The following is a 21748-nucleotide window of genomic DNA, read 5'->3' as shown; positions in this document are numbered from 1 at the left end:
CCACGCCCCTTCAGGCCCGGCCACACCCCCCGCCCCCCCCGCCCCGCCCCCCGCCCCCCCCCCCCCCCCCGCCCCCCCCCCCCCCCCCCCCCCCCCCCCCCCCCCCCCCCCCCCCCGGGACCGGGCGGATCAGGCTCGGACGGTCTGCATCGCCTCGGCGGTGAGCTCGACCGAGCGCAGCCGGCCCTCCGTGCCCGGGAACTGGTGGGCCACGATCAGCTCGTCGGCGTCGGCCTCCTCAGCGAAGCCCTCGAGGTACTCGCGGACCTCGGCCGGCGTCCCGACGGCGGTGTGGGTGAGCATCGTGTCGACGTGCAGGCCCGCGCCGCCGTCGAGCAGCAGCTGCGCCTCGTCGTCCGACAGCGTGCGGCCACGGCCGAAGAGCCCCACGGCCAGCGTCCGGCGGACGGCGGCGTGGGCCTCCTCGGCGGCCGACCGGGTGTCGGCCGCGACGACGTTCACGCCGGCGATGACGTACGGGGCGTCCAGCTGCGCCGACGGCGTGAACTCCCGCCGGTAGGCCTCGACCGCGGGCCGGAGCATCGCCGGGGCGAAGTGCGAGGCGAACGCGTAGGGCAGGCCGAGCGCGGCGGCCAGCGACGCACCGAACATCGACGAGCCCAGGACGTACAGCGGCACCCGCGACCCCTTCCCCGGGATCGCGTCGACGCCGGGCACCCGCGACTCCCCGGCCAGGTAGGCCTGAAGCTCGAGGACGTCCTGCGGGAAGCGGTCGGCCGAGCGGGGGTCGCGGCGCAGCGCGTACATGGTGTTCTGGTCCGAGCCCGGGGCCCGGCCCAGGCCCAGGTCGATCCGGCCCGGGTACATCGCGTCGAGGGTGCCGAACTGCTCGGCGATCGTCAGCGGCGAGTGGTTGGGCAGCATGACGCCGCCGGCCCCGAGCCGGATGGACGAGGTCTGCGCGCCGACGTGCGCGATGAGCACGCTGGTCGCGGACGACGCGATGTGCGGCATGTTGTGGTGCTCGGCGTACCAGACCCGGCGGTACCCGGTCTGCTCGGCACGCTGCGCGAGCGCGACGCTCGCGGCGATGCTGTCGGCTGCGGTCGACCCCTTGGCGATCGGCGCCAGGTCGAGGATGGACAGCGGGATGCTCATGACGGTGCCTCTTCCGTGGTGTTGTCACGAGCAACGGGTCGGGGGCCGCGGTCCTTCCCGGGTGTGTCACTCCTCGTACTCGGGCCCCACCGAGCCGGTCTCCACCTCACCGGCCCGCTGGTAGGTGGCGATCAGCACGCCCGAGCCGGTCGCCTTGGCCGCGGTCAGCCGCCAGGTGCGCGGGATCGCCCCGTCGCCGAACAGCCGCTTGCCCTGGCCGAGGGTCACCGGGAAGACGACCAGCCGCAGCTCGTCGACCAGGTCCTCGCGCAGCAGCGTCTGCACCAGCCCCGCCGAGCCGTGCACCTGCAGCTCCCCGCCGTCCTCGGCCTTGAGCGCCCGGACGGCGTCGGGCACGGGACCCTCCAGCAGCCGCGCGGTCTCCCACTCCACCGCGGTGAGGCTCCGCGAGGCGACGTACTTGGTCTTGTCGTTGAGGCCGGTCGACACCGCGCTGCTCTCGTCCCGCATCTTCGGCCAGGACGCGTGGAAGATGTCGTAGGTGCGCCGGCCGAGCAGGAAGTCCTGTGCGGGGACGAACCACTCCTCCATCTGGGCGCCGAGGTCCTCGTCGAAGTGCGGCACCAGCCAGCCCTCGTAGGAGAACCCGCCCTCCGGGTCCTCGCCCGGCCCGCCGGGGGCCTGCATGACGCCGTCCAGGGTGACGAACGTGGTGACGACGAGCGGTCGCATCGCGGTCCTCCTCGGGTGCGGCCCGGCCTGCGCCGGGTGGTCTCCCCGGTAGGACGGCACACCCGGCCCCTTCTCATCGCCGGGTCCCCGGGGGTCCCCTCCTCAGGCGGCGAGGGCGACGTCCCGGTCGGCGGCGGCCACGAGCCCGGCGTAGCGGCCCCCGGCGGCGAGCAGCTGCTCGTGCGTCCCGCTCTCCACCACCCGGCCCGCCGAGAGCACCGCGATCCGGTCGGCGTCGCGCACGGTGGAGAGCCGGTGGGCGATGGTGATCGTCGTCCGGCCGCGGCTGGCCTCGTCGAGGGCTGCCTGCACCGCGCGCTCGGTGGCGGTGTCCAGCGCGCTGGTCGCCTCGTCGAGCACGAGCACGCGCGGGTCGCGCAGCAGCGTGCGGGCGATCGCCAGCCGCTGCTTCTCCCCACCGGAGAACCGGTGCCCGCGTGCGCCCACCACGGTGTCGTACCCGTCGGGCAGCGCGGCGATGACGTCGTGCACCTGGGCACGGCGGGCGGCGTCCTCGATCTCGGCGTCCGTGGCCCCGGGTCGGGCGTGCCGCAGGTTCTCCCGCACCGTCGTGTGCAGCAGGTAGGTCTCCTGCGCGACGACGCCCACCACCTGCGCGAGCGCGGCCAGGGACAGGTCCCGGACGTCGAGGCCGTCGATGGTCACCCGGCCGGTCGTCGGGTCGGCCAGCCGCGCGACCAGCGAGGCCAGCGTGCTCTTGCCCGAGCCGGTCTCCCCCACCAGCGCCAGGGTCGTCCCGGCCGGCACGGCGAGGTCGACGTCGGCCAGCGCGGGCCGGTGCCCGTCGGGATGGGTGAAGCCGACGCCCTCGAAGCGCACCTCACCGCGCACCGCCGCGGGGTCCAGCGGCACGGGGACGGCGGGGTCGTCGATTTCCACCGGCAGGTCCAGGTACTCGAACACCCGGCTGAACAGCGCCATCGAGGCGGTGACCGAGACGCCGACGTCGAGCAGCTGCATGAGCGGGCGGAACAGCGCCCCCTGCAGCGTGGTGAAGGCGACCAGCGTGCCGATCGTCATCCCGCCCGAGGTCGCGGGCAGGCCCGCGGCCAGGTAGACCAGCGCCGGGATGCCGGCGAAGACGATGCTCATCGTCGCCATCCGCCACCGGCCGGCCAGCTGGGAGCGCACCTCCAGGCCGACCAGGCCCTGCGAGGTGTCGGCGAACCGGCGGGACTGCGCGGGCCCGGCGCCCAGGGTCTTGCCCAGCAGCACGCCGCTGACGGACAGGCCCTCCTCGACCTGCGCGTGCAGGTCGGCCAGGGCCCGCTGCCGCTGCGCGGTGACCGCCCGGCGCATCCGCGCGACCTTGCGGGTCAGCAGCACCGCCGGCGGCAGGACGACGAGGGAGAGCAGTGACAGCCGCCAGGACAGCGCCACCATCGCGACGACGGTGCCGACGACGGTGGTCGCGTTGGACGCCAGCGAGGTCGCCGTCGAGGTGACCACCGACTGCATGCCGGCGATGTCGTGGGTGAGCCGCGACTGCACCTCGCCGCCGCGGGTGCGGGTGAAGAAGCCCAGCGACTGGCGCTGCAGGTGGCTGAACACCGCCGTCCGCAGGCCGTGCATCACGCGCTGCCCGACGGTCGTGGAGATCCAGGTCTGCACCACCCCGAGGACGGCGGTGGTGCCGGCGACCGCGATCATCCCGGCGACGGCCCAGGCCAGCAGCGGGACGTCCTGCCGCGGGAGCGCCTCGTCGATCACGAGCCGGACGAGGAACGGCGACGCGAGCGCCACCACCGAGGCGGCGACGATGAGCACCACCACCGCGGCGACCTGCCACCGGTGGGGGGCGAAGAGGGCGGCCACCCGGCCCAGCGGCACGGGCGAGCGCTCCAGCTGGGCGCGGTCGGCGGGGTCGACGGTGCGCCCCGAGCGCCCGCCCCCGCCGCCACCTCCGGTCCTCTCGTCGACGGCGACCACCTCCCGGTCCGATACTTCGGTTACCTCACAATGAGGCAACCGTAGCAGCGTCGGTAGGATTCCCGCCGTGACCGACGACGACGCCGAGGGGCTGGGCGAGCTGCTCATGCGGGTGGCCCGCACCCAGCGCCGGCGCTGGCGGGACGCCCTGGCCCCCTGGGAGCTCTCCCCGCACCAGGCCCGCGCGCTGCGCGTCGTCGACACGCGGGAGGGGACCCGGCTGTCGGACCTCGCCGAGGCGCTGCACATCGCGCCGCGGTCGGCGACCGAGGTCGCCGACGCCCTGGAGGCGCGCGGGCTGGTCAGCCGCTCCCCCGACCCGACCGACCGGCGCGCCGTGGTGCTCACCGCGACCGACGAGGGACGCCGGGTGCAGCGGGAGGTCGCCGCCGCGCGCGCGGCCGACACCCGCGACCTCTTCGCCCGCCTCGACCCGGCCGACCGCACGACGCTGGCGCGGATCCTGCGCGACCTCGCGGACTGAGACCTCCTCCCGTGGCCGCGCGGGACCAGATGGGGTGCGACCGGATGCGTACCGGCGACGCCTCCGGGCTACGGGGGGTTGCGCGTGACGGACCCGTCACACCAACCGAGGGGGAAGGACTCCGCCGTGCTCTCCGAGAAGGCCAAGCCCGTCATCGAGGCCACCCTGCCCGTGGTCGGCGAGAACATCGGCGCGATCGCCGAGCGGTTCTACGCGCACCTGTTCGGCGAGCACCCGGAACTGCTCGACGGCACGTTCAACCGCGGCAACCAGGCCGAGGGCACCCAGCAGCAGGCGCTGGCCGGCTCGGTGGCGATGTTCGCCAGCGCCCTGGTCAACCACCCCGACCGGCTCCCCGAGCACCTGCTCAACCGGGTCGCGCACAAGCACGCCTCGCTGGGGATCCAGCCCGCGCAGTACCAGGTGGTGCACGACCACCTGTTCTGGGCGATCGTCGACGTCCTCGGTGACGCGGTCACCCCCGAGGTCGCCGCCGCCTGGGACGAGGTCTACTGGCTGATGGCCTGGGCGCTGATCAACCAGGAGCGCGGCCTCTACAGCGCCCGCGGCGTGCGACCCGAGACGGTGTGGCGCGAGTGGGAGGTCGTCGACAAGCGCCGGGAGACCGACGACGTCGCCGTCTTCACCGTCAAGCGCATCGACGACCGGCTGGTGAAGACCTCCCTGCCCGGCCAGTACGTCACCGTGCGGGTGCCGGTGCCCGACGGCATCCAGCAGCCGCGGCAGTACAGCCTCACCCGGGCCGACGACGGCGAGCACCGCTCCTTCGCGGTCAAGCGCGTGCACGGCGGCGACAAGCCCGACGGCGAGGTCTCCAACCTCCTGCACGACCGGGTCGACGTCGGCGACACGGTCACGATGTCGCTGCCCTTCGGGGACGTCGTCCTCGACGACTCCCGTCCCGCGGTGTTCGCCAGCGCCGGGATCGGCATCACCCCGATGGCCGGCATGCTCTCCCACCTGGCCAAGGCGGGGTCACACCTCGACGTCACGCTGCTGCACGCCGACGTCGACGAGGCGGCCTGGGCGCTGCGGCACCAGGTGCTCGACGACGTCCGCAAGCTGCCCGAGGGCCGGGTGCACGTGTGGTTCGAGCAGGGCGCCGAGTGCAGCCTGCCGGTGGACGGCGTCTCCGAGGGGGTCATGGACCTCTCCGAGGTCGACCTGCCCGACGACGCCGTCCACTACCTCTGCGGCCCACTGCCGTTCATGAAGGCGGTCCGCCAGACGCTGCTGGACCGGGGGGTCTCCCCCCGGGACATCCAGTACGAGGTGTTCGGCCCAGACCTGTGGCAGGCCGACGCCGACTGACGGGGCTGCGGGCGGCCCCCTGCGCGGATCCGCTGCGCGTCGAGTCGCACGAACCCGTGGCGATCCCGCCCCGATCGCCACGGGTTCGTGCGACTCGGTGGGCGCCGGCCGTCCGCGCGGCCCGATCGGCCCCGATCACGCTCCCGGAGGTGCCACGATCGGCGGCGTGACCGACCCCGTGCGCCCCGACGAGTACCGCGTCTCGGACCCCGAGCGGGCCGTGGTGCAGGAGCGGCTGCGCCGCGCCGTCGCGGCCGGCCAGCTGGACCTGCACGAGTTCGACACCCGCGTGCAGTCGGCGTGGGCGGCCCGCACCCGCGGCGAGCTCGCCGCCGTCACCCGGGACCTGCCCGAGCCACCACCGGCCCCACCGGCACCCCGGCGGCTGCCGCTGGGCGGCGCGTTCTCCGCCGACGCCGGCGGCATGGCGATGCGCGTGCTCACCATCGTCTGGGCCAGCATCACCGCGATCAACCTGGTGGTGTGGGGCCTGGTCTCGCTCACCAGCGGCGAGTTCGTGCACCCGTGGTGGGTCTGGGTGGCCGGCCCGCCCGGCGCGGTCCTGGCGGTGCTCTACGCGGTCGGGATCGGGCGGCCGAGGCGTTGACGGCCCCCCCTCCCGGTGCCAGCGTCCCCGCGTGTCCCTCCCCATGAGCCGTCGGCAGGTCCTGGACCTGCGGGTCTCCGCCCAGCAGCTGGACCGCGCGACCGGGAGCCTCGCCGACACGGCGCTGCTCGACCTCGGCGCCCAGGACACCGGGCCCGACGGCGGGCTGTGGGCGCTGGCGCTGCGGGGCGTCGACGTGGCGGACCTGCCCGACGACGCCCTGGCCACCGTGTGGACCATCCGCGGCGCTCCGCACCTGTACCGCCGGGAGGACCTCCCTGCGGTGGCCGCCGCCACCGCGCCGTTCTCCGACGCCGACGCGGGCAAGCGGGTCTACGACGCCGCCAAGCCGCTCAAGGCCGCGGGCATCGGCACCCTCGAGGCCCTGGACTCGATCGCCGCCGCGATGCGGTCGCTGGTCACCGCACCCATGGTCAAGGGCGAGGTGTCGAGGCGGCTGGCCGAGCTGATGCCCGAGCCCTACCTGCGGTACTGCCGGCCCTGCCAGGCCACGCACCTCTACGAGCAACCCTTCCGGCTGGCGGCCCTGCGCGCCGGGCTCGAGCTCGAGCCGGGGACCTCGCCGCCGGTCCTGCGCCCGGTGCCGGGGCTGGTCCCGAGCGAGACGGTGCCACCGCGGTTCGACGTCGTCCGGGCGTGCCTGCGACTGCTCGGGCCGACGACGCCGAAGCTCGTCGCCGGGTACCTCGACGCCCCGGTCGAGGACGTGCAGGCCCGCTGGCCGCAGGACGCCGTCGAGGTGTCCGTCGACGGCGAGCGGCGCTGGCTGCTCGCCGCGGACGCCGACCGGCTCGCCGAGGTCCCCGAGGCGACCGGCACGCGGCTGCTCGGGCCCTTCGACCTGTTCCTGCAGGCCCGCGACCGGGAGCTGTTGGTATGCCGGGCCGACCGGGCGAAGGCGCTGTGGCCGGTGCTCGGCCGGCCCGGCGCGGTGCTGGTCGACGGGGAGGTCGACGGCACCTGGCGGCCGCGGAAGTCCGGCTCGTCGCTCACCGTGGCCGTCGAGCTCTGGCGCGCACCGACGTCCGCGCTGCGGGAGGCGGTCAGGACCGAGGCCGAGCGGCTGGCCGCGTTCCGCGGGGGCACCCTGGAGGACGTCCAGTTCGACGGAGGGGAGAAGCCATGACCGGCCCCGACGACGCCTTCCTGGCGCCGGACGACGCGCTGCGGGACTTCGACGAGGACCCCGGACCGGGCGCCGACGACGTCGAGCGCCCGGCCGCGACCGTCGCCCCCCGCGAGGACGAGGTGACCGACGCCGACCGGGCGGGCGGCTCGGTGGGGCGGGAGACACCGGAGCAGTAGCCATTCGGTCCCTGGCCGCGCGCCGCCGGGCACCTCGGCGTCTCCCTCGCGGCCCTGCGGGACCTGGTCGGGATCGTCTTCCGGACCGGCCGCGCCCACGAGTCGGCCCCGGGCACCCGGACCCGGCGCACCTCGCGGCGACGCAGGGTGCGCCACCCCGGGCCTCCGCGGAGCTTCCCGAGGCGTTATCTCAGCGCTAAGGTATCTCCCATGAGTGCGCCACCCCGCCGGGTCCGCATCGGCATCGACACCGGGGGGACGTTCACCGACGTCGTCGCGGTGGACGAGGAGACCGGTGAGACCACCACCACGAAGACGCCGTCGACCCCCGCCGACCCCGCGGAGGGCTTCCTCACCGGCGTCGGCAAGGTGCTCGACCTCATGGGCCTGCGCGGCGAGGCGGTCACCGCCGTCAGCCACGGGACGACCGTGGCGACCAACCAGCTGCTCGAGGGCAAGCTCGACCGGATCGGGTTCATCACCACCGAGGGCTACGAGTCGGTGCTGGAGATCGCCCGCCAGTCGGTGCCCGACGGCTACGGCAACAGCTACTTCTGGGTCAAGCCGCCGCGGATCGTCCCGGCCGACCTCGTGCGCACCGTGCGGGGCCGGCTCGACCACCGGGGCGAGGAGGTGCGCCCCTTCGACGAGGACGACGCCCGCGCCGCGGCCCGGTTCTTCGCCGAGGCCGGGATCAGCACCGTCGGCGTCTGCTTCCTGCACTCCTACGCGAACGACGCGCACGAGCGCCGCATGCTCGAGGTGATCCGCGAGGAGCACCCCGGCGCGGTCGTCTCGCTGTCGAGCGAGGTGCTGCGCGAGTACCGCGAGTACGAGCGCTCGGTGACCACGCTGGTCGACGCCGCGGTGAAGCCGAAGGTCGGCGCGTACGTCGGCAACATCCGCGCCCGCCTGGACGAGATCGCCCCCGGCGTGCCGTTCTACGTGATGAAGAGCAACGGCGGCGTGCTCTCGGCGCACGAGGTCGTGCACCAGCCGATCACCACGATGCTCTCCGGCCCCGCGGCCGGCGCCCTCGGCGCCGCGCTCATCGCGGGCACCGCGGGCTTCGACCGCGTGCTCACCTGTGACGGCGGCGGCACCTCCACCGACGTCACGGTGGTCATCGACGGCGAGCCGACCCTGACCACCGAGGGCTCGGTGGGCGACTACCCGTCCAAGATCCCGATGATCGACGTCGTCACCGTCGGCGCGGGCGGCGGCTCGATCGCCTGGCTGTCGCCGGAGGGCACGCTCAAGGTGGGCCCGAAGTCGGCCGGCGCCGACCCCGGGCCCATGTGCTACCCGGACGGCGGCGACCAGCCCACGGTCACCGACGCGCACGTCGTCCTCGGGCGCATCCCCCCGCACCTGCTCGGTGGGGAGATCCCGCTGTCGGTGGACGCCGCCGCCAAGGGCCTGACCGCCCTCGGCGCGGAGTTGGACCTCTCGCTGGAGCGCACGGCCACGGGCATCCTCGAGATCTCCGCGTGGAACCAGGCCAACGCGCTGCGCCAGGTGACCGTCGCCCGCGGCCTGGACGTCCGCGACTTCACGCTGACCACGTTCGGCGGCTCCGGGTCGCTGCTGGCCTGCCGGCTGATGGACATCCTCGGGCTCCCGCGGACGCTGGTGCCGCCGAACCCGGGCAACGTCAGCGCCTTCGGCCTGCTCACCGTCGACGTCCGCAACGACCACGTCCAGACGGCGATCCAGCGGCACGCCGACCTCGACCTGGACCGGGTGCGCGCCGTGTACGCCGACCTCGAGGGTCAGGCCCGGACCGCGCTGGACGGCGAGGGCTTCGCCCCCGACCAGCAGCGGGTGCAGCGCACCGCCGACCTGCGCTACGTGGGACAGGCGTTCGAGGTGCGGGTGCCGGTGGCCGACGGCGAGCTCGACGCGGGCGCCGCCGAGGCGGTCGCCCAGGCGTTCCACGCCGCGCACCGGCAGCTCTACGGCTACGACTTCGCCGACGACCCGCGCCAGGCCGTGGAGTGGGTGAACCTCCGGGTCAGCGGGATCGGCCCGATCCGCCGTCCGGACATGGTGGAGCTGACCGCGAAGGAGGGCGGGACGGACCGGGCCGTCACCGGCTCGCGCCGGGTGTTCTTCGACGACTGGGTCGACACCCCGACCTACGACCGGCCCGACCTCGGCCCCGGTGACGTGGTCAGTGGCCCGGCGGTCATCGAGGAGTTCGGCTCCACCGTGCCGGTGCACCCCGGCTTCCTCGCCACCGTCGACGCCCACGGCAACCTGCTGCTCACGAAGGAGACCGACCGATGAGCCTCACCGACGGCACGGTCCCCACCGACCCGGTGCTCGTCGAGATCGTCGCCGGCACGCTGGCCGCGATCGAGAAGGAGGTCGAGACCTCCATCGGGCGCACCTCACGGTCGCCGATGATCCGCGACGCGCACGACTTCCGGGCCGGCATCCACGACCGGCAGCTGCGCAAGCTCACCGGCCGCTCGTACTCGGCGCTCGTGCACCCGGTGGTGCGCGACTACCCGATCGAGACGATGAACGTCGGCGACGTCTTCTTCCACAACGACGTCTACCTCTCCGAGGGCGGGATCGGCCACCTGCCCGACCTGTGCGTCACCGTGCCGGTCTTCGCGCACGTGGACGGCGCCGAGCGGGTGGTCGCGTTCATCCAGGCGTTCGGCCACCACGACGACATCGGCGGCGCCGTCCCCGGGTCGATGCCGAGCGCGGCGACCAGCGTGTACGAGGAGGGCCTGATGGTCCCCCCGATCAAGCTGTGGGACCGCGGCGTGCCCAACGAGAGCGCGCTGAAGATCATGACCCGCAACTCGCGGATGCCCGACTCGCTGGCCGCCGACCTCGACGCCGAGTGCTCGGCGTGCCTGGCCGGCGCCCGGCGCCTGGGCGAGCTGTTCGACCGGTACGGGGTCGCGGCGGTCGAGGCGTGCTTCGACGCGATCCTGGCCAACTCCACCGAGGTCTACCGGCGGGAGATCCTGTCCCAGATCCCCGACGGTACCTACGTGTGGGAGGACTACGCCGAGCACGACGGCGTGGAGGAGCCGCAGCTGCACCGGCAGCGGATCACGCTGACCATGGACTCCGCCCGGGAGACCCCGCTGGTCATCGACTTCACCGGCACCGGCCCGCAGGCCAAGGGCCCGATCAACCACTGCGGGGACTACGCCGACGGCAACTTCCTCAAGAAGTGGCTCGCGCCGATCCTGCGCAACCTGGCCGAGACGCCGGAGCGGATGGCCGAGCTCGACGTCAACGAGGGCGTCGTGCCGCTGATCGAGATGCGCTTCCCGGAGAAGGGCACGCTGCTCACGCCCGTCTTCCCGGCGCCGACCAACGCCCGGACGTTCGTGATCCTGCGGCTGCTGGGCGTCCTCGCGGGCGTGCTGGCCAAGGCCACCGGCGGCCGCATGCCCGCCGACCAGGAGACGATCCGCTACACCGGCGTCTACGGCACCGACGCCGACGGCCAGCCCTACCTCATGCGCGAGGTGCTGGGCGGTGGCTCTGGCGGGCGGTACTACGCCGACGGCGAGGACACCATCCACGTCGTCCCCGACTCGCGGAACCTGCCGACGGAGTTCACCGAGGGCCGGTTCCCGCTGCGGGTGGAGCGGCTGGGCCTCGCGATGGACTCCGGCGGCCCCGGCCGCTACCGCGGCGGCTGCGGCTACGAGAAGCACATCCGGGTGCTCCGCGACGCGCACTTCATGTCCATCGCCGACCGCTCGATCCTCGCCTGCTGGGGCGTCAACGGCGGCAAGGCGGGCAAGCCGTTCCAGATCACCGTCGACCCGGGCGGCCCGGACGAGCACGACGTCGACGCGCTCGCCGACGCCGAGCCGCTGGCGGCCGGCACCGTCGTCCGCATCCGGACGACGGGCGGCGGCGGCTGGGGTGACCCGCTGGACCGGCCGGTCGACGAGGTCCTGCGCGACATCGCCTGGCGGAAGGTGTCGGTGACCGGCGCCCGGGAGGACTACGGCGTGGTGGTGCGCGGGGACGGGACCGCCGACGAGGCCGCGACCGAGGAGCTGCGGGCGTCGTTGCGGGCGGCCCGCACCGGCGAGGAGCCCTTCTTCGACCGCGGCCCGGGCTACGCGGTGCTCTCCGGCGGCGCGGCGTTCAACGAGTTCGACGTCCTCTGAGGACCCCCGCCGGGTCCGTCCTCCCGGCGTGCTCGTGCTCTGCGTGCCCTCGGCATGCAGAGCACGAGCACGCCAGGGGCATCAGGGTGTGTCCAGCCCGGTGCTGCCGGCCGGCGGCTTGACGTCGTCCCCGGTCTGGCCCTCGTCGCCGCGGTAGGTCGGGTGGTCGGTGTGGCGCGGGTCGTCGTCCCCGGCGCCCTCGACGTCCTCGGGGACCAGCGGCGTCTCGTGCAGGACGTTCTCGCGCGCCTGGTCGCGGTCGGTGCCCGGTACCTCGGTCATGGCGACCTCCTCATCTCGGGGCCGCTCACCTACCCGGCCCCCGCTGCGCTACCCGGCTCGTTCGCTGCCGGTGAACGGCCGGCCAGCCACCGGGCGGTGGCGTCGTCGGCGGGCAGGAACGCCTCCACCGACAGCTCGGCGGCGGTGAGGTCGACCGCGGTCCCGAACGTGGTGACCGTGCTGAGGAAGCTCAGCACGTCGTCCCCGTGCCGCACGCGCAGCGGCACGGCGATGCCGTCGGGCGGGCGGCGGTCGAAGCCGCCGGGCAGCGCCGCGAGCTCCCGGTGCAGGGCGGCGAGAGCCGGGTCGGCGGTCAGGTGCGCCTCCCGGGCCAGGCGGGCGAGCAGGTGGGTGCGCCACTGCGGCAGGTTCAGGATCCGGGGCGCCAGCCCGCGGGGGTGCAGGCCGAGCCGCAGCACGTTCACCGGCGGCTCGAGCAGCGCCGGGTCGGCCCCCTCGGTGAGCAGCGCGATGCTGCGGTTGGCCGCGACCAGGTGCCAGCCGCGGTCGACGGCCAGGGCCGGGTAGGGCTCGTGGGCGGCCAGCACGCGGTCCAGGGCCGTGCGGACGGCGGCCATGTCCGGGTCCTCCAGCCGGCGGCGTCCGTAGACCGGGGCGTACCCGGCCGCGAGCAGCAGCTCGTTGCGCTCACGCAGCGGCACCTCGAGCTGCTCGGCCAGGTGCAGCACCATCTCGCGGCTGGGCCGGGCCCGGCCGGTCTCCACGAAGCTCAGGTGCCGGGTGGAGACCCCCGCTTCACTCGCGAGGTCCAGCTGGGACAGCCGGCGCCGCTGCCGCCAGTCGCGCAGCAGCTCGCCGACCGACGGTCGCGCCTCGACGGCTGTCATGTCCTCGACGCTAGCGACGGAGAGCCTCGGCGTCGCTTACCTGGCAGGTAATCGACCTGCCTCGCCGGCGGGGTCACGGTGGTCGCCATGACCACGACAACCCGCCCCGCTCCGCTCCCCCTGCTCCGGCCGGCGCTGCGGCTCGACGCCGTCGTCACCGGGCTCAACGGCGCCGCGTACCTGCTCGCCGCCTCTCCCCTCGCCGACCTGCTCGGCCTGCCCGCCGGCTGGCTGCGCGGGATCGGGGTGTTCCTGCTGGCCTTCGCCGCCGCGGTGTGGCTGGTCGGCACCCGCCCCGCCCCGGCCGCCGTCCGCACGGTGGTGACGGCCAACGCCCTGTGGGCAGCCGGCAGCGTCGTCGTCGTGCTGGCCGGCCTCGGCTCGCCCACGACCGTCGGCGCCGTCTGGCTGGTGCTGCAGGCCCTCGTCGTCGCCGCCTTCGCCGTCCTGCAGGCCGCCGGCCTGCGCCGCAACTGACCCACGACAGGAGACCGACCATGACCGCATCGCCCGACCTGGCCACCCGCTACCTCGCGGCCTGGAACGAGACCGACCCGGCCGCGCGCCGCACCGCCGTCGAGGAGCTGTTCACCGAGGACGCCCGCTACACCGACCCGCTGGCCGACGTGGCGGGACGGGACGCGATCGAGGCGACCATCGCCGCCGTCCAGGCACGGTTCCCCGGCTTCGTGTTCCGCCTCGCCGGCCCCGTGGACGCCCACCACGACCAGGTGCGTTTCACGTGGCACCTCGGCCCCGAGGGGCAGGAGGCGCCGATCGCCGGGTTCGACGTCGCGGTGACCGACGGCGACGGGCGGATCCGCGCCGTCCTGGGCTTCCTCGACCGGGTGCCGGCCGCCGCCTGACCCCGGACCGGGCCGGTGGTCCCCTGCGGGGGGCCACCGGCCTCGTCGCGGGTCAGCCCGCCTCGACCCGCCACGAGCCGACGGCGGTCATCGCCGCCGGTGCCACCACCTGCGACGCGGCGGCGGAGTCGCCGGGACCTCCACCGGCGGGGGCGGCGGCGGGCGGGTGGCCCGCCAGTGCTCGAGCAGCGCGTCGAGGTCGGCCAGGCCGGGCACGGGCGCCCAGCGGCTCTCCTGCGGACGGCGCCAGAAGGCCTGGACGCGGGCGTTGAAGTCGTCGACCACCGCGCGCACGGCCGCCTCCGAGGGCAGCCCCGCCACGCGCTCGGGGAGCTCGTCGCGCTCCTTGCGCAACGCCATGCCGGGCGGCAGCAGGTCGCGCGGGTCGGCCTGCTGCCGGCGCGCCCACTCCAGGGCCCACTCGTAGCTGCTCTGCTCCCGCTCCCGCCGGCGCAGCGGCCGGCCGGCACCCTCGAGGTCCGCGAAGGCCCCGCGGGCCTGGGCCTGGGTGATCTGCTGGTCGACCCAGGTCTCGAAGGACATGCCCGGTGGTCTGCGCTCGGTCATCCCCTCCAGGGTGACACCGGGAGCGGTCCGCCCGCCCGGTCCTCGGCCCGATCCGTCTCCGTCCTCCAGCCGCTCCGTCCCGGTCCCCGTTCGATCATGGACCTGCGACGGCGACACGCCGGTCACCGTCAGGATGTCGCGTCCCGATCCCATGATCGTTGGAGCGGCCCTCTGCAGGGGCCCGCCGCGAGCTCGCGAGGGGTGGGGCGGAGGGTCCTCCTCAGGCGGCGCGGAGGGGGCGCAGCGCGGCGGTGACCCGCTGCAGCTCGTCGAGCATCGCCGTGCCGCCGGCCGTCAGCTCGGCGTTGGGCACGAACTCCTCGTCCTCGTCGAGGAACTGGGCGAAGAACGGGACCGACACCGCCTCGACCACCGGCAGCACCCGCAGGGCGCCGAGCACCGGCTTGAGCGCGCTCGACGCGCGCAGGCCGGCCGAGACGCCGCCGTAGGTCACCAGGCCGGCCGCCTTGTCGGCCCACTCGGCGGAGAGGAAGTCCAGGGCGTTCTTCAGCGCACCCGGGAAGGAGTGGTTGTACTCCGGGGTCACGAAGACGAACGCGTCGGCGCGGGAGACCGTCGCGCTCCAGTCCTTGGTGTGCTGGTGGACGTACTGCTGCAGCCGCGGGTGGTCGGGCTCGTCGAACACCGGCAGCCCGACCTCGGCGAGGTCGACCAGCTCGACGTCGAAGCCCCCGTGCTCCTCCGCCAGGCGGGCCACCCACCGGGCGACGGCGAGACCGCGGCGACCGGGCCGGGTGCTGGCGGCGATGACCTGCAGGACGGGACGGGACACGGAGAGCTCCTCTCGATCGCTTCGTTGAGCTCTCAACCGCAGGATGGTCCACCGATTCCCCACTGTGGCGCAAAGCGCACCGACCCGACCCTCACGTCAGGGTAGGGTCGGACCCGCTCTCCCCCGGCTGCGACGACGCCCCGCGGGTGCACGCATCCCCTCGCCGCCGAACCGGAGTAGACCCGTGCCCTCCCTGCGCCCGACCCGCCCGGCCTGGCTGTCCCCGACCGTGGCCCGCACCGAGGTGCTGGCCGGCCTCGTGGTCGCGCTGGCCCTCATCCCCGAGGCGATCAGCTTCTCGATCCTGGCCGGCGTCGACCCCCGCGTCGGGCTGTTCGCGTCCTTCACGATGGCCGTCGTCATCTCGTTCACCGGTGGCCGCCCGGCGATGATCAGCGCCGCCACCGGCGCGATCGCCCTGGTCGTCGCCCCGCTCGCCCGCGACCACGGGCTCGAGTACCTGCTGGCCGCGGTGGTCCTCGGCGGCGTGTTCCAGGTCCTGCTGGCCGCCGTCGGCGTGGCCCGGCTGATGCGGTTCGTCCCGCGCAGCGTGATGGTCGGCTTCGTCAACGCGCTGGCGATCCTCATCTTCACCGCGCAGCTGCCGCACCTGGTGGGCGTCCCCTGGCTGGTCTACCCGATGGCCGCCGCCGGACTGGCGATCATCTTCCTGCTGCCGCGCCTCACCACCGTCGTCCCGGCGCCACTGGTGGCGATCGTCGTGCTCACCGGCCTGACCGTCGCGGCGGGCGTGTCCGTCCCGGACGTCGGTGACCAGGGCGAGCTGCCCGGCAGCCTGCCGTTCCTCGCGCTGCCCGACGTGCCGTTCACCCTCGAGACGCTCACGATCATCGCGCCGTACGCCCTGGGCGTCGCGTTCGTCGGGCTCCTGGAGTCCCTGATGACCGCCAAGCTGGTCGACGACATCACCGACACCCACTCGGACAAGACCCGCGAGTCCTGGGGGCAGGGCGTGGCCAACATCGTCACCGGCTTCTTCGGCGGCATGGGCGGCTGCGCGATGATCGGCCAGACCATGATCAACGTGCGGTCCGGCGCGCGGACACGGCTGTCGACCTTCCTCGCCGGCGTCCTCCTGCTGGTCCTCGTGGTCGTCCTCGGCGACGTCGTCGCGGTGATCCCGATGGCCGCGCTCGTGGCGGTGATGGTGTTCGTGTCGATCGCGACCTTCGACTGGCACAGCCTGCGCACCCTGCCCCGGATGCCGCGCAGCGAGACCGCGGTGATGCTCACGACCGTCGCCGGCACCCTGCTCACGCACAACCTGGCCGTCGGGGTCGGCGCCGGCGTCCTCGTGGCGTGCGTCCTCTTCGCGCGCCGCGTCGCCCGCCTCGCCGAGGTCAGCAGCGTCCCGAGCCCGGACGGCAGCCGGGTCTACACCGTGCAGGGGGCGCTCTTCTTCGCCTCCAGCAACGACCTCCACACCCAGTTCGACTACGCCGGGGACCCGCAGCACGTGGTCATCGACCTGTCCCGGGCCTCGGTCTGGGACGCCTCCACCGTCGCCGCGCTCGACGCGATCACCCACAAGTACGCCAGCCGCGGGAAGACCGTCGAGATCACCGGCCTGACCGGGCACTCGGCCGACCGGTACGAGCGGCACACCGGTCAGCTCGCCGGGGCGCACTGATGGCTGCCCGCCTGCTCCAGATCGGCCAGGTCGCCGAGCGCACCGGGCTGAGCCTGCGCACCATCCGCTTCTACGAGGAGAGCGGGCTGGTCGTGCCGACCGCCCGCAGCGAGGGCGGGTTCCGGCTCTACAGCTCCGAGGACGTCGCCCGGCTCGAGGTGGTCAAGCGGATGAAGCCGCTCGGCTTCTCCCTCGAGGAGATGCGTGAGCTGCTCACCCTGCTCGCCGACCTGGCGGCGGCCACCGGGACGGACCGCGACCGGCTCCTCGACCGGCTCCGGGTGTTCCACGAGGCCGCCCGGGTCCGGGTCGACGCGCTGCGCGCCGAGCTCGCCGTCGCCGAGGACTTCGCCGGCACCCTCGCCGACCGCCTGGCCACCGAGCGCACCTGACCCGCCCCGTTCCCCCATCGTGACTTGACCGTCCGCGCGGGAACGTGCGTCCCGCCCGGTCCCTCGCGGAGGGTGGCGACCTGCCACGAAGGGGTGAACACCGAGCTCAGCGCCCTGCGGGACGGCAGCGGACGCCCCAGGCTGGCCGACGTGCCACTGTCCGTCCCCGGCCTGCCCGACCTGCCGCCCGAGCTGGCCGGGCCGGTGGCGGTGGAGCTGGCCAAGCCCGTCCGGGACATCCCGCGGGCCGACGCGCTGCCCGGCGGCGTGGTCTACGAGCCCAAGTGGGACGGCTACCGCCTGGTCGTCGTCCGCACCGGCGGCACCACCCGGCTGTGGTCCAAGCAGGGCCGTGACCTCACCGCCCGCTTCCCCGACGTGGCCGCCGCGGCGGTGGCCCAGGTGCCCGCCGGCACGGTGGTGGACGGCGAGGTCGTCGTGTGGAACGGGTCGCGGCTGGACTTCGGGCTGCTCCAGCGCCGGATGGTGACCGCGCCCGGCCGGATGAGCGCACTGGTGGCCGCCGCCCCGGCCTCCTACGTCGCCTTCGACCTGCTCGCCCTCGGCGGGGTGGACCTGCGCGGTCGCCGGCTGCGGGAGCGCCGGGCGGCGCTGGAGGAGCTGGCCGCCCGCTGGGCGCCGCCGCTGCAGCTCTCCCCGGCCACCACCGACCGCGCCGAGGCCGAGCAGTGGTCCACCGAGTGGCGCGCCGCCGGGGTGGAGGGGCTGGTCGCCAAGGGTGCGGCCACCCGCTACGCGCCCGGCCGGCGGGAGTGGGTGAAGGTCAAGTCCTGGGAGACCACCGAGGTCGTCGCCGGCGGGGTCATCGGCCCGGTCGAGCGACCCAGCCAGCTGGTGGCCGGCCGCTACCGGGACGGCGAGCTGGTGGTGGTCGGGCGCACCAGCCCGCTGGCGCCGGAGCAGGCCGCCGAGCTGGCCGCCGTCCTCCGCCCCGCCGGGCCCGGGCACCCGTGGCCGGACCGGATCGGCACCGGCCGTTTCGGCGGCGGCCGGCTGTCGGTGCCGCTCACCCGGGTGCGGCCGGACGTCGTCGTGGAGGTCAGCGCCGACGCCGCGCTGCAGGCCGGCGTGTTCCGCCACCCCCTGCGCTTCGTGCGGGTGCGCCCCGACCTCGTCCCGGAGGACGTGCCCGGGGTCTGACCGGGCGCCCGTGGCCGCGCCGCCCGACGCGGTCGCGGCCGGGCGCGCACGGCCGATGAGTTCCGGCGGGGTCGCGAGTCGGTCCTGGTGACCGTCGTACGCCGCCGCCCGGCACGAGATCCCACGGAGGACGCCATGACCACCGCGCCCGGGAACCCGACCACCGCGCTGCCCGGCCGCCCGCCCGTCGTCGACCTGGCCACCTGGCAGGCCGCCCGGCAGGAGCTCCTGGTCCGCGAGAAGGCCCACACCCGCGAGGGCGACGCCCTGGCCGCGGCCCGCCGCCGGCTGCCGATGGTCGAGTTCGACGGGACGGTCGAGGTCGTCGGACCCGCCGGCCCGGTCCCGTTCCTGGAGCTGTTCCAGGGCCGCGACGAGCTCGTTGTCTACAAGCACATGTGGTACGACGGCGCGCCGCACCAGGGGCAGTGCGAGGGCTGCACCATGACGACCTGGCAGCTGCGGGACACCGTGTACCTCGAGGCCCGCGGCGTCTCGTTCGCCGTCCTCACCACGGGCCGGTGGGACGAGGTGGCCGCCTACGTCGAGTTCATGGGCTACACCCAGCCCTGGTACTCGGTCCGCGACGTGGCCGAGCCGGTCGGCGGGGAGATGGGGTTCCTGACCAGCTTCCTGCGCGACGGCGACCGTGCGTTCCTCACCTACTCCACGACCGGCCGCGGCAACGAGCCGGTCGCCGGGTCCTTCGGCCTGCTCGACAGGACGCCCTACGGCCGCGGAGAGACGTGGGAGGACAAGCCCGAGGGCTGGCCCGAGGGGAACCACGCGTGCTGGTACTGGCGCTCGGACGCCGACGGGAACCCCACCTGGGGCCCGACCAGCCGCCCCGTACCGCAGTGGACCCGCCCCGGCGCGACCCCCGAGGCGACCCTCGGCCGGCACGGCGCCCACCACTGACCCGTCGCCGTCGCGGGCGTCACGGTTCCTGCGGCACCCGGCCGAGCGCGACCAGCAGGCGACGCAGCAGCCCGGCGAGCTGCTCGCGGTCGTCCTCGGTGAGCCCGGCGAGGAGCCCGCGCTCGGTCTCCAGGTGGTCGGGCAGGGCGGCGTCCAGCGCGGCGCGGCCGGCGTCGGTGAGCGTGACGACGACGGCCCGCCCGTCGGCCTCGCTGCGCCCCCGGGTGATCAGGCCCTTCTCCTCCAGCCGGTCCAGCCGCTGGGTGATCGCGCCGGAGGTCACCAGCGCGGTGCGCATGAGCGCGGTCGGGGTGAGCTGGTAGGGCTCCCCCGCCCGGCGCAGCGCGGCGAGCACGTCGAAGGAGGGCGCGTCCAGGCCGTGCCGGGCGAAGGTGGCCCGCTGGGCGAGGAAGACCTCGCGCTGCAGCTGGGAGATCCGGCCGATGACGCCCATCGGGCTGCAGTCGAGGTCGGGACGCTCCCGGCCCCACTGCTCGAGGATCAGGTCGACCGCGTCCCCCACCCGGGTCACGCTAGTGCGCTCGGTCACCGCCCGGTCACCGTTCCGGCCCGCCCGGCGCCGCGAGGGACGCCAGGTGCTCGGCGTAGGTGCGGGGCGGCCGGCCCAGCAGCGCGGTGAGGACCCGCGGGCTGCCGACGAAGCCGTGCGCCCGGTAGTGGTCGAACATCAGCCGGCGGCAGCGCCCGGCATAGGCGGCCGGCACCTCCCCCCGCGGGACGACGTCCTCCGCGGTCACGTCCCGGCCGAGGTGTGCCGCGACCAGGTCGGCCAGGCGCGGCGCGGTCAGCGGCTCGGGCCCGGCCGCCTCGAAGGTCCCGCCGTCCAGGCCCTCCTCGGTGAGCAGCACCGCCGCGGCCTCGGCGACGTCGGACAGGTCGACCAGCGACTGCGCCGTCCGCAGGCCCCAGGGGCTGCGCAGCCGGCCGGTGCGCGCCGCGTCGGCCACCGAGTCGTCGAGGTTCTGCGCGTAGGCGCACGGCTGCAGCACCCGCCAGGCCAGGCCGGAGGCGTCGAGGGCCTCCTCGGCGCGGTCCTTGGCCGCGTGGTGCGGCATCGTCCGGGCCTGGGGCCGCAGGACGGAGTGGTAGACGACCCGACGGACGCCGGCCCGGCGCGCCTCGCCGAACAGCGCGGGAGCCCCCTCGGCCTCGTCCGGGTCGAAGTTCGGCCAGATCAGGTACAGCGCGTCGGCGCCGGCCAGGAGGTCGGCCCACGGCAGCGGCTGGGTCAGCTCCGCGACCGCGACCTGCGCGCCCAGCGCGGTCAGCTCCGGCCGCGGGCCCCGACGGGAGACGACGGCACGCACCGCCTCCCCGCGCGCCCGCAGGGCCGAGACGACGGCGGTGCCGGTCTGCCCGCCCGCCGCCGTCACCACGATCACGCGGATACCTCAGCAGTGAGGTATCTACCGAGTCAAGGACCGGGTCTCAGGACAGGCGGGTGCTCAGCCGCACGCAGAGACCGTCGGGGCCGGGGAGCAGGTCCACCGAGTCCCACAGCTTTCGCGCCAGCCACAGGCCCATGCCGCCGCGGCTCAGGTCGGCGCCGTGAGCCGGCTGGAAGCCGGAGAGCGGATCGCCGAAGGTGGTCCCGGAGTCGGTGATGGTGCAGACCATCCGGGTCCCGTCGGTCCACATCCGTGCGGAGACCGGACGCCGGCCGTGCCGGAACGCGTTGGCCGCCACCTCGCTGGTGGCCAGGTGCAGGTCCTCGCGCTGCTCGCGGTCGGGCACCCGGGTGGCGAGGACCGCGCCGATCGCGTGGCGCAACCCGGCCAGGGTGGGGGCGTCGTCGACGACGAGCACCGGTGGGGTGTCCTCCACCGGCTCGCGCGGCGCCGGCAGGCCCGCGAGGTACTCGGCCGGGTCGCGGTAGTGGGGGCTGACCGTCCGCCCGCCGGGGGACACCAGCTCCGGGTGCGTCCGGGTGGCCGTCTCGACCACCTCGGGCGGCAACGTCCGGCGGTCGTAGAGGCACGTCGCGGTCAGCGGGCAGCCGTCCAGCAGCGCGTTCACCGCGGCCTCGTAGCGCTGCCCCTCGCGCCAGGTGGCCGGCTCCGGACCGAACTCGGTCTGGCCCAGCACCCGCAGCCAGCCCGAGGGGGTGGTCGCCGCACGGTCGAGCAGCTGCCGGGTGGCGCCGATGGCATCCGGTGCCCGGGTGTCCAGCAGCGAGACGCGGGCGTCGGTCTCCACGCTGCCGGCCCGCTCGCCGAGGGCACCGGCGACCAGCGCGGCGGTCTCCGGCCCGCAGGACAGCACGGTGAGGTCGCCGGCGCGCAGGCCCTCCTCCACGAAGGGGACGGCCACGGCCAGCAGCTCGTCCTCCGAGCCGACGAGGGCGGCGGCGTGCGGCCGGGTGCTGTGCCGGCGACCGGGCAGGACGTGCTGTGCGCGCAGCGCGGCACGCTCCTCTGCCCGGTGGTGCACCGTTCCCGTCCTCTTCCTGGCCGTGGGGGGGGGGGGGGGGGGGGGGGGGGGGGGGGGGGGGGGGGGGGGGGGGGGGGGGGGGGGGGGGGGGGGGGGGGGGGGGGGGGGGGGGGGGGGGGGGGGGGGGGGGGGGGGGGGGGGCGGGCGCCCG

At 75.1% G+C, this 21748-nt stretch carries 23 protein-coding genes; 13 read left to right on the top strand and 10 right to left on the bottom strand.

Annotated features, from left to right (window positions below; genetic code table 11):
• Positions 1-129 precede the first annotated feature (129 nt).
• The 3 genes from ACI79C_RS24420 to ACI79C_RS24410 form a co-directional block, all read right to left on the bottom strand.
• Positions 130-1119 carry an LLM class flavin-dependent oxidoreductase gene (locus ACI79C_RS24420; RefSeq protein WP_456948295.1) on the bottom strand — a complete coding sequence of 330 codons (990 nt, stop codon included), beginning with the start codon at positions 1117-1119 and terminating at the stop codon, positions 130-132.
• A 66-nt stretch (positions 1120-1185) separates the two neighbouring features.
• On the bottom strand, positions 1186-1812 hold the full coding sequence (locus tag ACI79C_RS24415; RefSeq protein WP_456948294.1) for a dihydrofolate reductase family protein: 627 nt from the start codon (positions 1810-1812) through the stop codon (positions 1186-1188).
• A 102-nt stretch (positions 1813-1914) separates the two neighbouring features.
• On the bottom strand, positions 1915-3762 hold the full coding sequence (locus ACI79C_RS24410) for an ABC transporter ATP-binding protein (RefSeq protein WP_456948293.1): 1848 nt from the start codon (positions 3760-3762) through the stop codon (positions 1915-1917).
• 67 nt (positions 3763-3829) lie between these two features.
• On the opposite strand from ACI79C_RS24410, the gene ACI79C_RS24405 reads away from it, so the two are divergent.
• From ACI79C_RS24405 to ACI79C_RS24375, 7 genes are all read left to right on the top strand, one after another.
• Entirely contained in the window at positions 3830-4246 is a 417-nt protein-coding gene (locus ACI79C_RS24405; RefSeq protein WP_456948292.1) for a MarR family winged helix-turn-helix transcriptional regulator, read from the top strand.
• Positions 4247-4372: 126 nt separating this feature from the next.
• Entirely contained in the window at positions 4373-5578 is a 1206-nt protein-coding gene (locus ACI79C_RS24400; protein ID WP_456948291.1) for a globin domain-containing protein, read from the top strand.
• 166 nt (positions 5579-5744) lie between these two features.
• Positions 5745-6185, top strand: coding sequence for a DUF1707 SHOCT-like domain-containing protein (locus ACI79C_RS24395; RefSeq protein WP_456948290.1), 441 nt, complete (start codon positions 5745-5747; stop codon positions 6183-6185).
• Positions 6186-6216: 31 nt separating this feature from the next.
• On the top strand, positions 6217-7332 hold the full coding sequence (locus ACI79C_RS24390; RefSeq protein ID WP_456948289.1) for a winged helix DNA-binding domain-containing protein: 1116 nt from the start codon (positions 6217-6219) through the stop codon (positions 7330-7332).
• Entirely contained in the window at positions 7329-7511 is a 183-nt protein-coding gene (locus ACI79C_RS24385; protein WP_456948288.1) for a hypothetical protein, read from the top strand. Before ACI79C_RS24390 ends, ACI79C_RS24385 begins: the two co-directional genes overlap by 4 nt.
• Positions 7512-7721: 210 nt before the next feature.
• Positions 7722-9800: a hydantoinase/oxoprolinase family protein gene (locus ACI79C_RS24380; RefSeq protein WP_456948287.1), complete on the top strand. Its 2079-nt coding sequence runs from the start codon at positions 7722-7724 to the stop codon at positions 9798-9800.
• Positions 9797-11668 carry a hydantoinase B/oxoprolinase family protein gene (locus ACI79C_RS24375; protein ID WP_456948286.1) on the top strand — a complete coding sequence of 624 codons (1872 nt, stop codon included), beginning with the start codon at positions 9797-9799 and terminating at the stop codon, positions 11666-11668. Before ACI79C_RS24380 ends, ACI79C_RS24375 begins: the two co-directional genes overlap by 4 nt.
• Positions 11669-11749: 81 nt before the next feature.
• Here the strand turns inward: ACI79C_RS24375 and ACI79C_RS24370 are convergent, their stop codons facing one another.
• Together ACI79C_RS24370 and ACI79C_RS24365 are read right to left on the bottom strand one after the other, a co-directional pair.
• Positions 11750-11950, bottom strand: a complete 201-nt coding sequence (locus ACI79C_RS24370; RefSeq protein WP_456948285.1) for a hypothetical protein — start codon at positions 11948-11950, stop codon at positions 11750-11752.
• A 29-nt stretch (positions 11951-11979) separates the two neighbouring features.
• A complete protein-coding gene (locus tag ACI79C_RS24365; protein ID WP_456948284.1) occupies positions 11980-12798 on the bottom strand; it encodes a helix-turn-helix domain-containing protein in 819 nt (272 codons plus the stop codon).
• Between the two features lie 87 nt (positions 12799-12885).
• On the opposite strand from ACI79C_RS24365, the gene ACI79C_RS24360 reads away from it, so the two are divergent.
• Both ACI79C_RS24360 and ACI79C_RS24355 read left to right on the top strand, forming a co-directional pair.
• Positions 12886-13275, top strand: coding sequence for a hypothetical protein (locus ACI79C_RS24360; protein ID WP_456948283.1), 390 nt, complete (start codon positions 12886-12888; stop codon positions 13273-13275).
• A gap of 20 nt (positions 13276-13295) precedes the next feature.
• The gene (locus ACI79C_RS24355) at positions 13296-13664 is read left to right on the top strand and encodes a nuclear transport factor 2 family protein (protein WP_456948282.1); all 369 of its coding nucleotides are present in this window, start codon (positions 13296-13298) and stop codon (positions 13662-13664) included.
• Positions 13665-13751: 87 nt separating this feature from the next.
• Here the strand turns inward: ACI79C_RS24355 and ACI79C_RS24350 are convergent, their stop codons facing one another.
• Both ACI79C_RS24350 and ACI79C_RS24345 read right to left on the bottom strand, forming a co-directional pair.
• The gene (locus ACI79C_RS24350; RefSeq protein ID WP_456948281.1) at positions 13752-14231 is read right to left on the bottom strand and encodes a DnaJ family domain-containing protein; all 480 of its coding nucleotides are present in this window, start codon (positions 14229-14231) and stop codon (positions 13752-13754) included.
• Between the two features lie 220 nt (positions 14232-14451).
• On the bottom strand, positions 14452-15024 hold the full coding sequence (locus ACI79C_RS24345; protein WP_456948280.1) for an NADPH-dependent FMN reductase: 573 nt from the start codon (positions 15022-15024) through the stop codon (positions 14452-14454).
• Between the two features lie 184 nt (positions 15025-15208).
• On the opposite strand from ACI79C_RS24345, the gene ACI79C_RS24340 reads away from it, so the two are divergent.
• The 4 genes from ACI79C_RS24340 (at position 15209) to ACI79C_RS24325 (ending at position 19146) form a co-directional block, all read left to right on the top strand.
• Complete coding sequence (locus tag ACI79C_RS24340; protein WP_456948279.1) at positions 15209-16675, top strand: SulP family inorganic anion transporter; 1467 nt, start codon at positions 15209-15211, stop codon at positions 16673-16675.
• Positions 16675-17067, top strand: a complete 393-nt coding sequence (locus ACI79C_RS24335) for a MerR family transcriptional regulator (RefSeq protein ID WP_456948278.1) — start codon at positions 16675-16677, stop codon at positions 17065-17067. The genes ACI79C_RS24340 and ACI79C_RS24335 overlap by 1 nt, the downstream gene beginning before the upstream one ends.
• Before the next feature lie 150 nt (positions 17068-17217).
• Entirely contained in the window at positions 17218-18228 is a 1011-nt protein-coding gene (locus ACI79C_RS24330) for an ATP-dependent DNA ligase (RefSeq protein WP_456948277.1), read from the top strand.
• Between the two features lie 135 nt (positions 18229-18363).
• Positions 18364-19146 (top strand): DUF899 family protein, encoded by a 783-nt coding sequence (locus ACI79C_RS24325; RefSeq protein ID WP_456948276.1) that lies wholly within the window; start codon positions 18364-18366, stop codon positions 19144-19146.
• Positions 19147-19165: 19 nt separating this feature from the next.
• Here ACI79C_RS24325 and ACI79C_RS24320 read toward each other — a convergent pair whose 3' ends face one another.
• Genes ACI79C_RS24320 through ACI79C_RS24310 form a run of 3 tightly spaced genes read right to left on the bottom strand, consistent with a single transcriptional unit; the run spans position 19166 to position 21597 of the window.
• Positions 19166-19696 carry a MarR family winged helix-turn-helix transcriptional regulator gene (locus tag ACI79C_RS24320; protein WP_456948275.1) on the bottom strand — a complete coding sequence of 177 codons (531 nt, stop codon included), beginning with the start codon at positions 19694-19696 and terminating at the stop codon, positions 19166-19168.
• A gap of 7 nt (positions 19697-19703) precedes the next feature.
• On the bottom strand, positions 19704-20549 hold the full coding sequence (locus ACI79C_RS24315; RefSeq protein ID WP_456948274.1) for an SDR family oxidoreductase: 846 nt from the start codon (positions 20547-20549) through the stop codon (positions 19704-19706).
• Between the two features lie 46 nt (positions 20550-20595).
• Positions 20596-21597, bottom strand: a complete 1002-nt coding sequence (locus tag ACI79C_RS24310; protein ID WP_456948273.1) for an anti-sigma factor RsbA family regulatory protein — start codon at positions 21595-21597, stop codon at positions 20596-20598.
• Between the last annotated feature and the right edge of the window lie 151 nt (positions 21598-21748).

The organism is Geodermatophilus sp. SYSU D00697 (assembly GCF_054050175.1).
Note: the sequence above shows the minus strand (reverse complement) of the source record. Positions and strands in the feature narration are given on the sequence as shown.

What these genes read in the sequence shown, in the direction of transcription:
- ACI79C_RS24350 (WP_456948281.1), bottom strand. Translation starts at nt 14,231, where the DNA reads ATGACCGAGCGCAGACCACCGGGCATGTCCTTCGAGACCTGGGTCGAC.
- ACI79C_RS24380 (WP_456948287.1), top strand. Translation starts at nt 7,722, where the DNA reads ATGAGTGCGCCACCCCGCCGGGTCCGCATCGGCATCGACACCGGGGGG.
- ACI79C_RS24365 (WP_456948284.1), bottom strand. Translation starts at nt 12,798, where the DNA reads ATGACAGCCGTCGAGGCGCGACCGTCGGTCGGCGAGCTGCTGCGCGAC.
- ACI79C_RS24355 (WP_456948282.1), top strand. Translation starts at nt 13,296, where the DNA reads ATGACCGCATCGCCCGACCTGGCCACCCGCTACCTCGCGGCCTGGAAC.
- ACI79C_RS24335 (WP_456948278.1), top strand. Translation starts at nt 16,675, where the DNA reads ATGGCTGCCCGCCTGCTCCAGATCGGCCAGGTCGCCGAGCGCACCGGG.
- ACI79C_RS24415 (WP_456948294.1), bottom strand. Translation starts at nt 1,812, where the DNA reads ATGCGACCGCTCGTCGTCACCACGTTCGTCACCCTGGACGGCGTCATG.
- ACI79C_RS24325 (WP_456948276.1), top strand. Translation starts at nt 18,364, where the DNA reads ATGACCACCGCGCCCGGGAACCCGACCACCGCGCTGCCCGGCCGCCCG.
- ACI79C_RS24420 (WP_456948295.1), bottom strand. Translation starts at nt 1,119, where the DNA reads ATGAGCATCCCGCTGTCCATCCTCGACCTGGCGCCGATCGCCAAGGGG.
- ACI79C_RS24375 (WP_456948286.1), top strand. Translation starts at nt 9,797, where the DNA reads ATGAGCCTCACCGACGGCACGGTCCCCACCGACCCGGTGCTCGTCGAG.
- ACI79C_RS24370 (WP_456948285.1), bottom strand. Translation starts at nt 11,950, where the DNA reads ATGACCGAGGTACCGGGCACCGACCGCGACCAGGCGCGCGAGAACGTC.
- ACI79C_RS24385 (WP_456948288.1), top strand. Translation starts at nt 7,329, where the DNA reads ATGACCGGCCCCGACGACGCCTTCCTGGCGCCGGACGACGCGCTGCGG.
- ACI79C_RS24360 (WP_456948283.1), top strand. Translation starts at nt 12,886, where the DNA reads ATGACCACGACAACCCGCCCCGCTCCGCTCCCCCTGCTCCGGCCGGCG.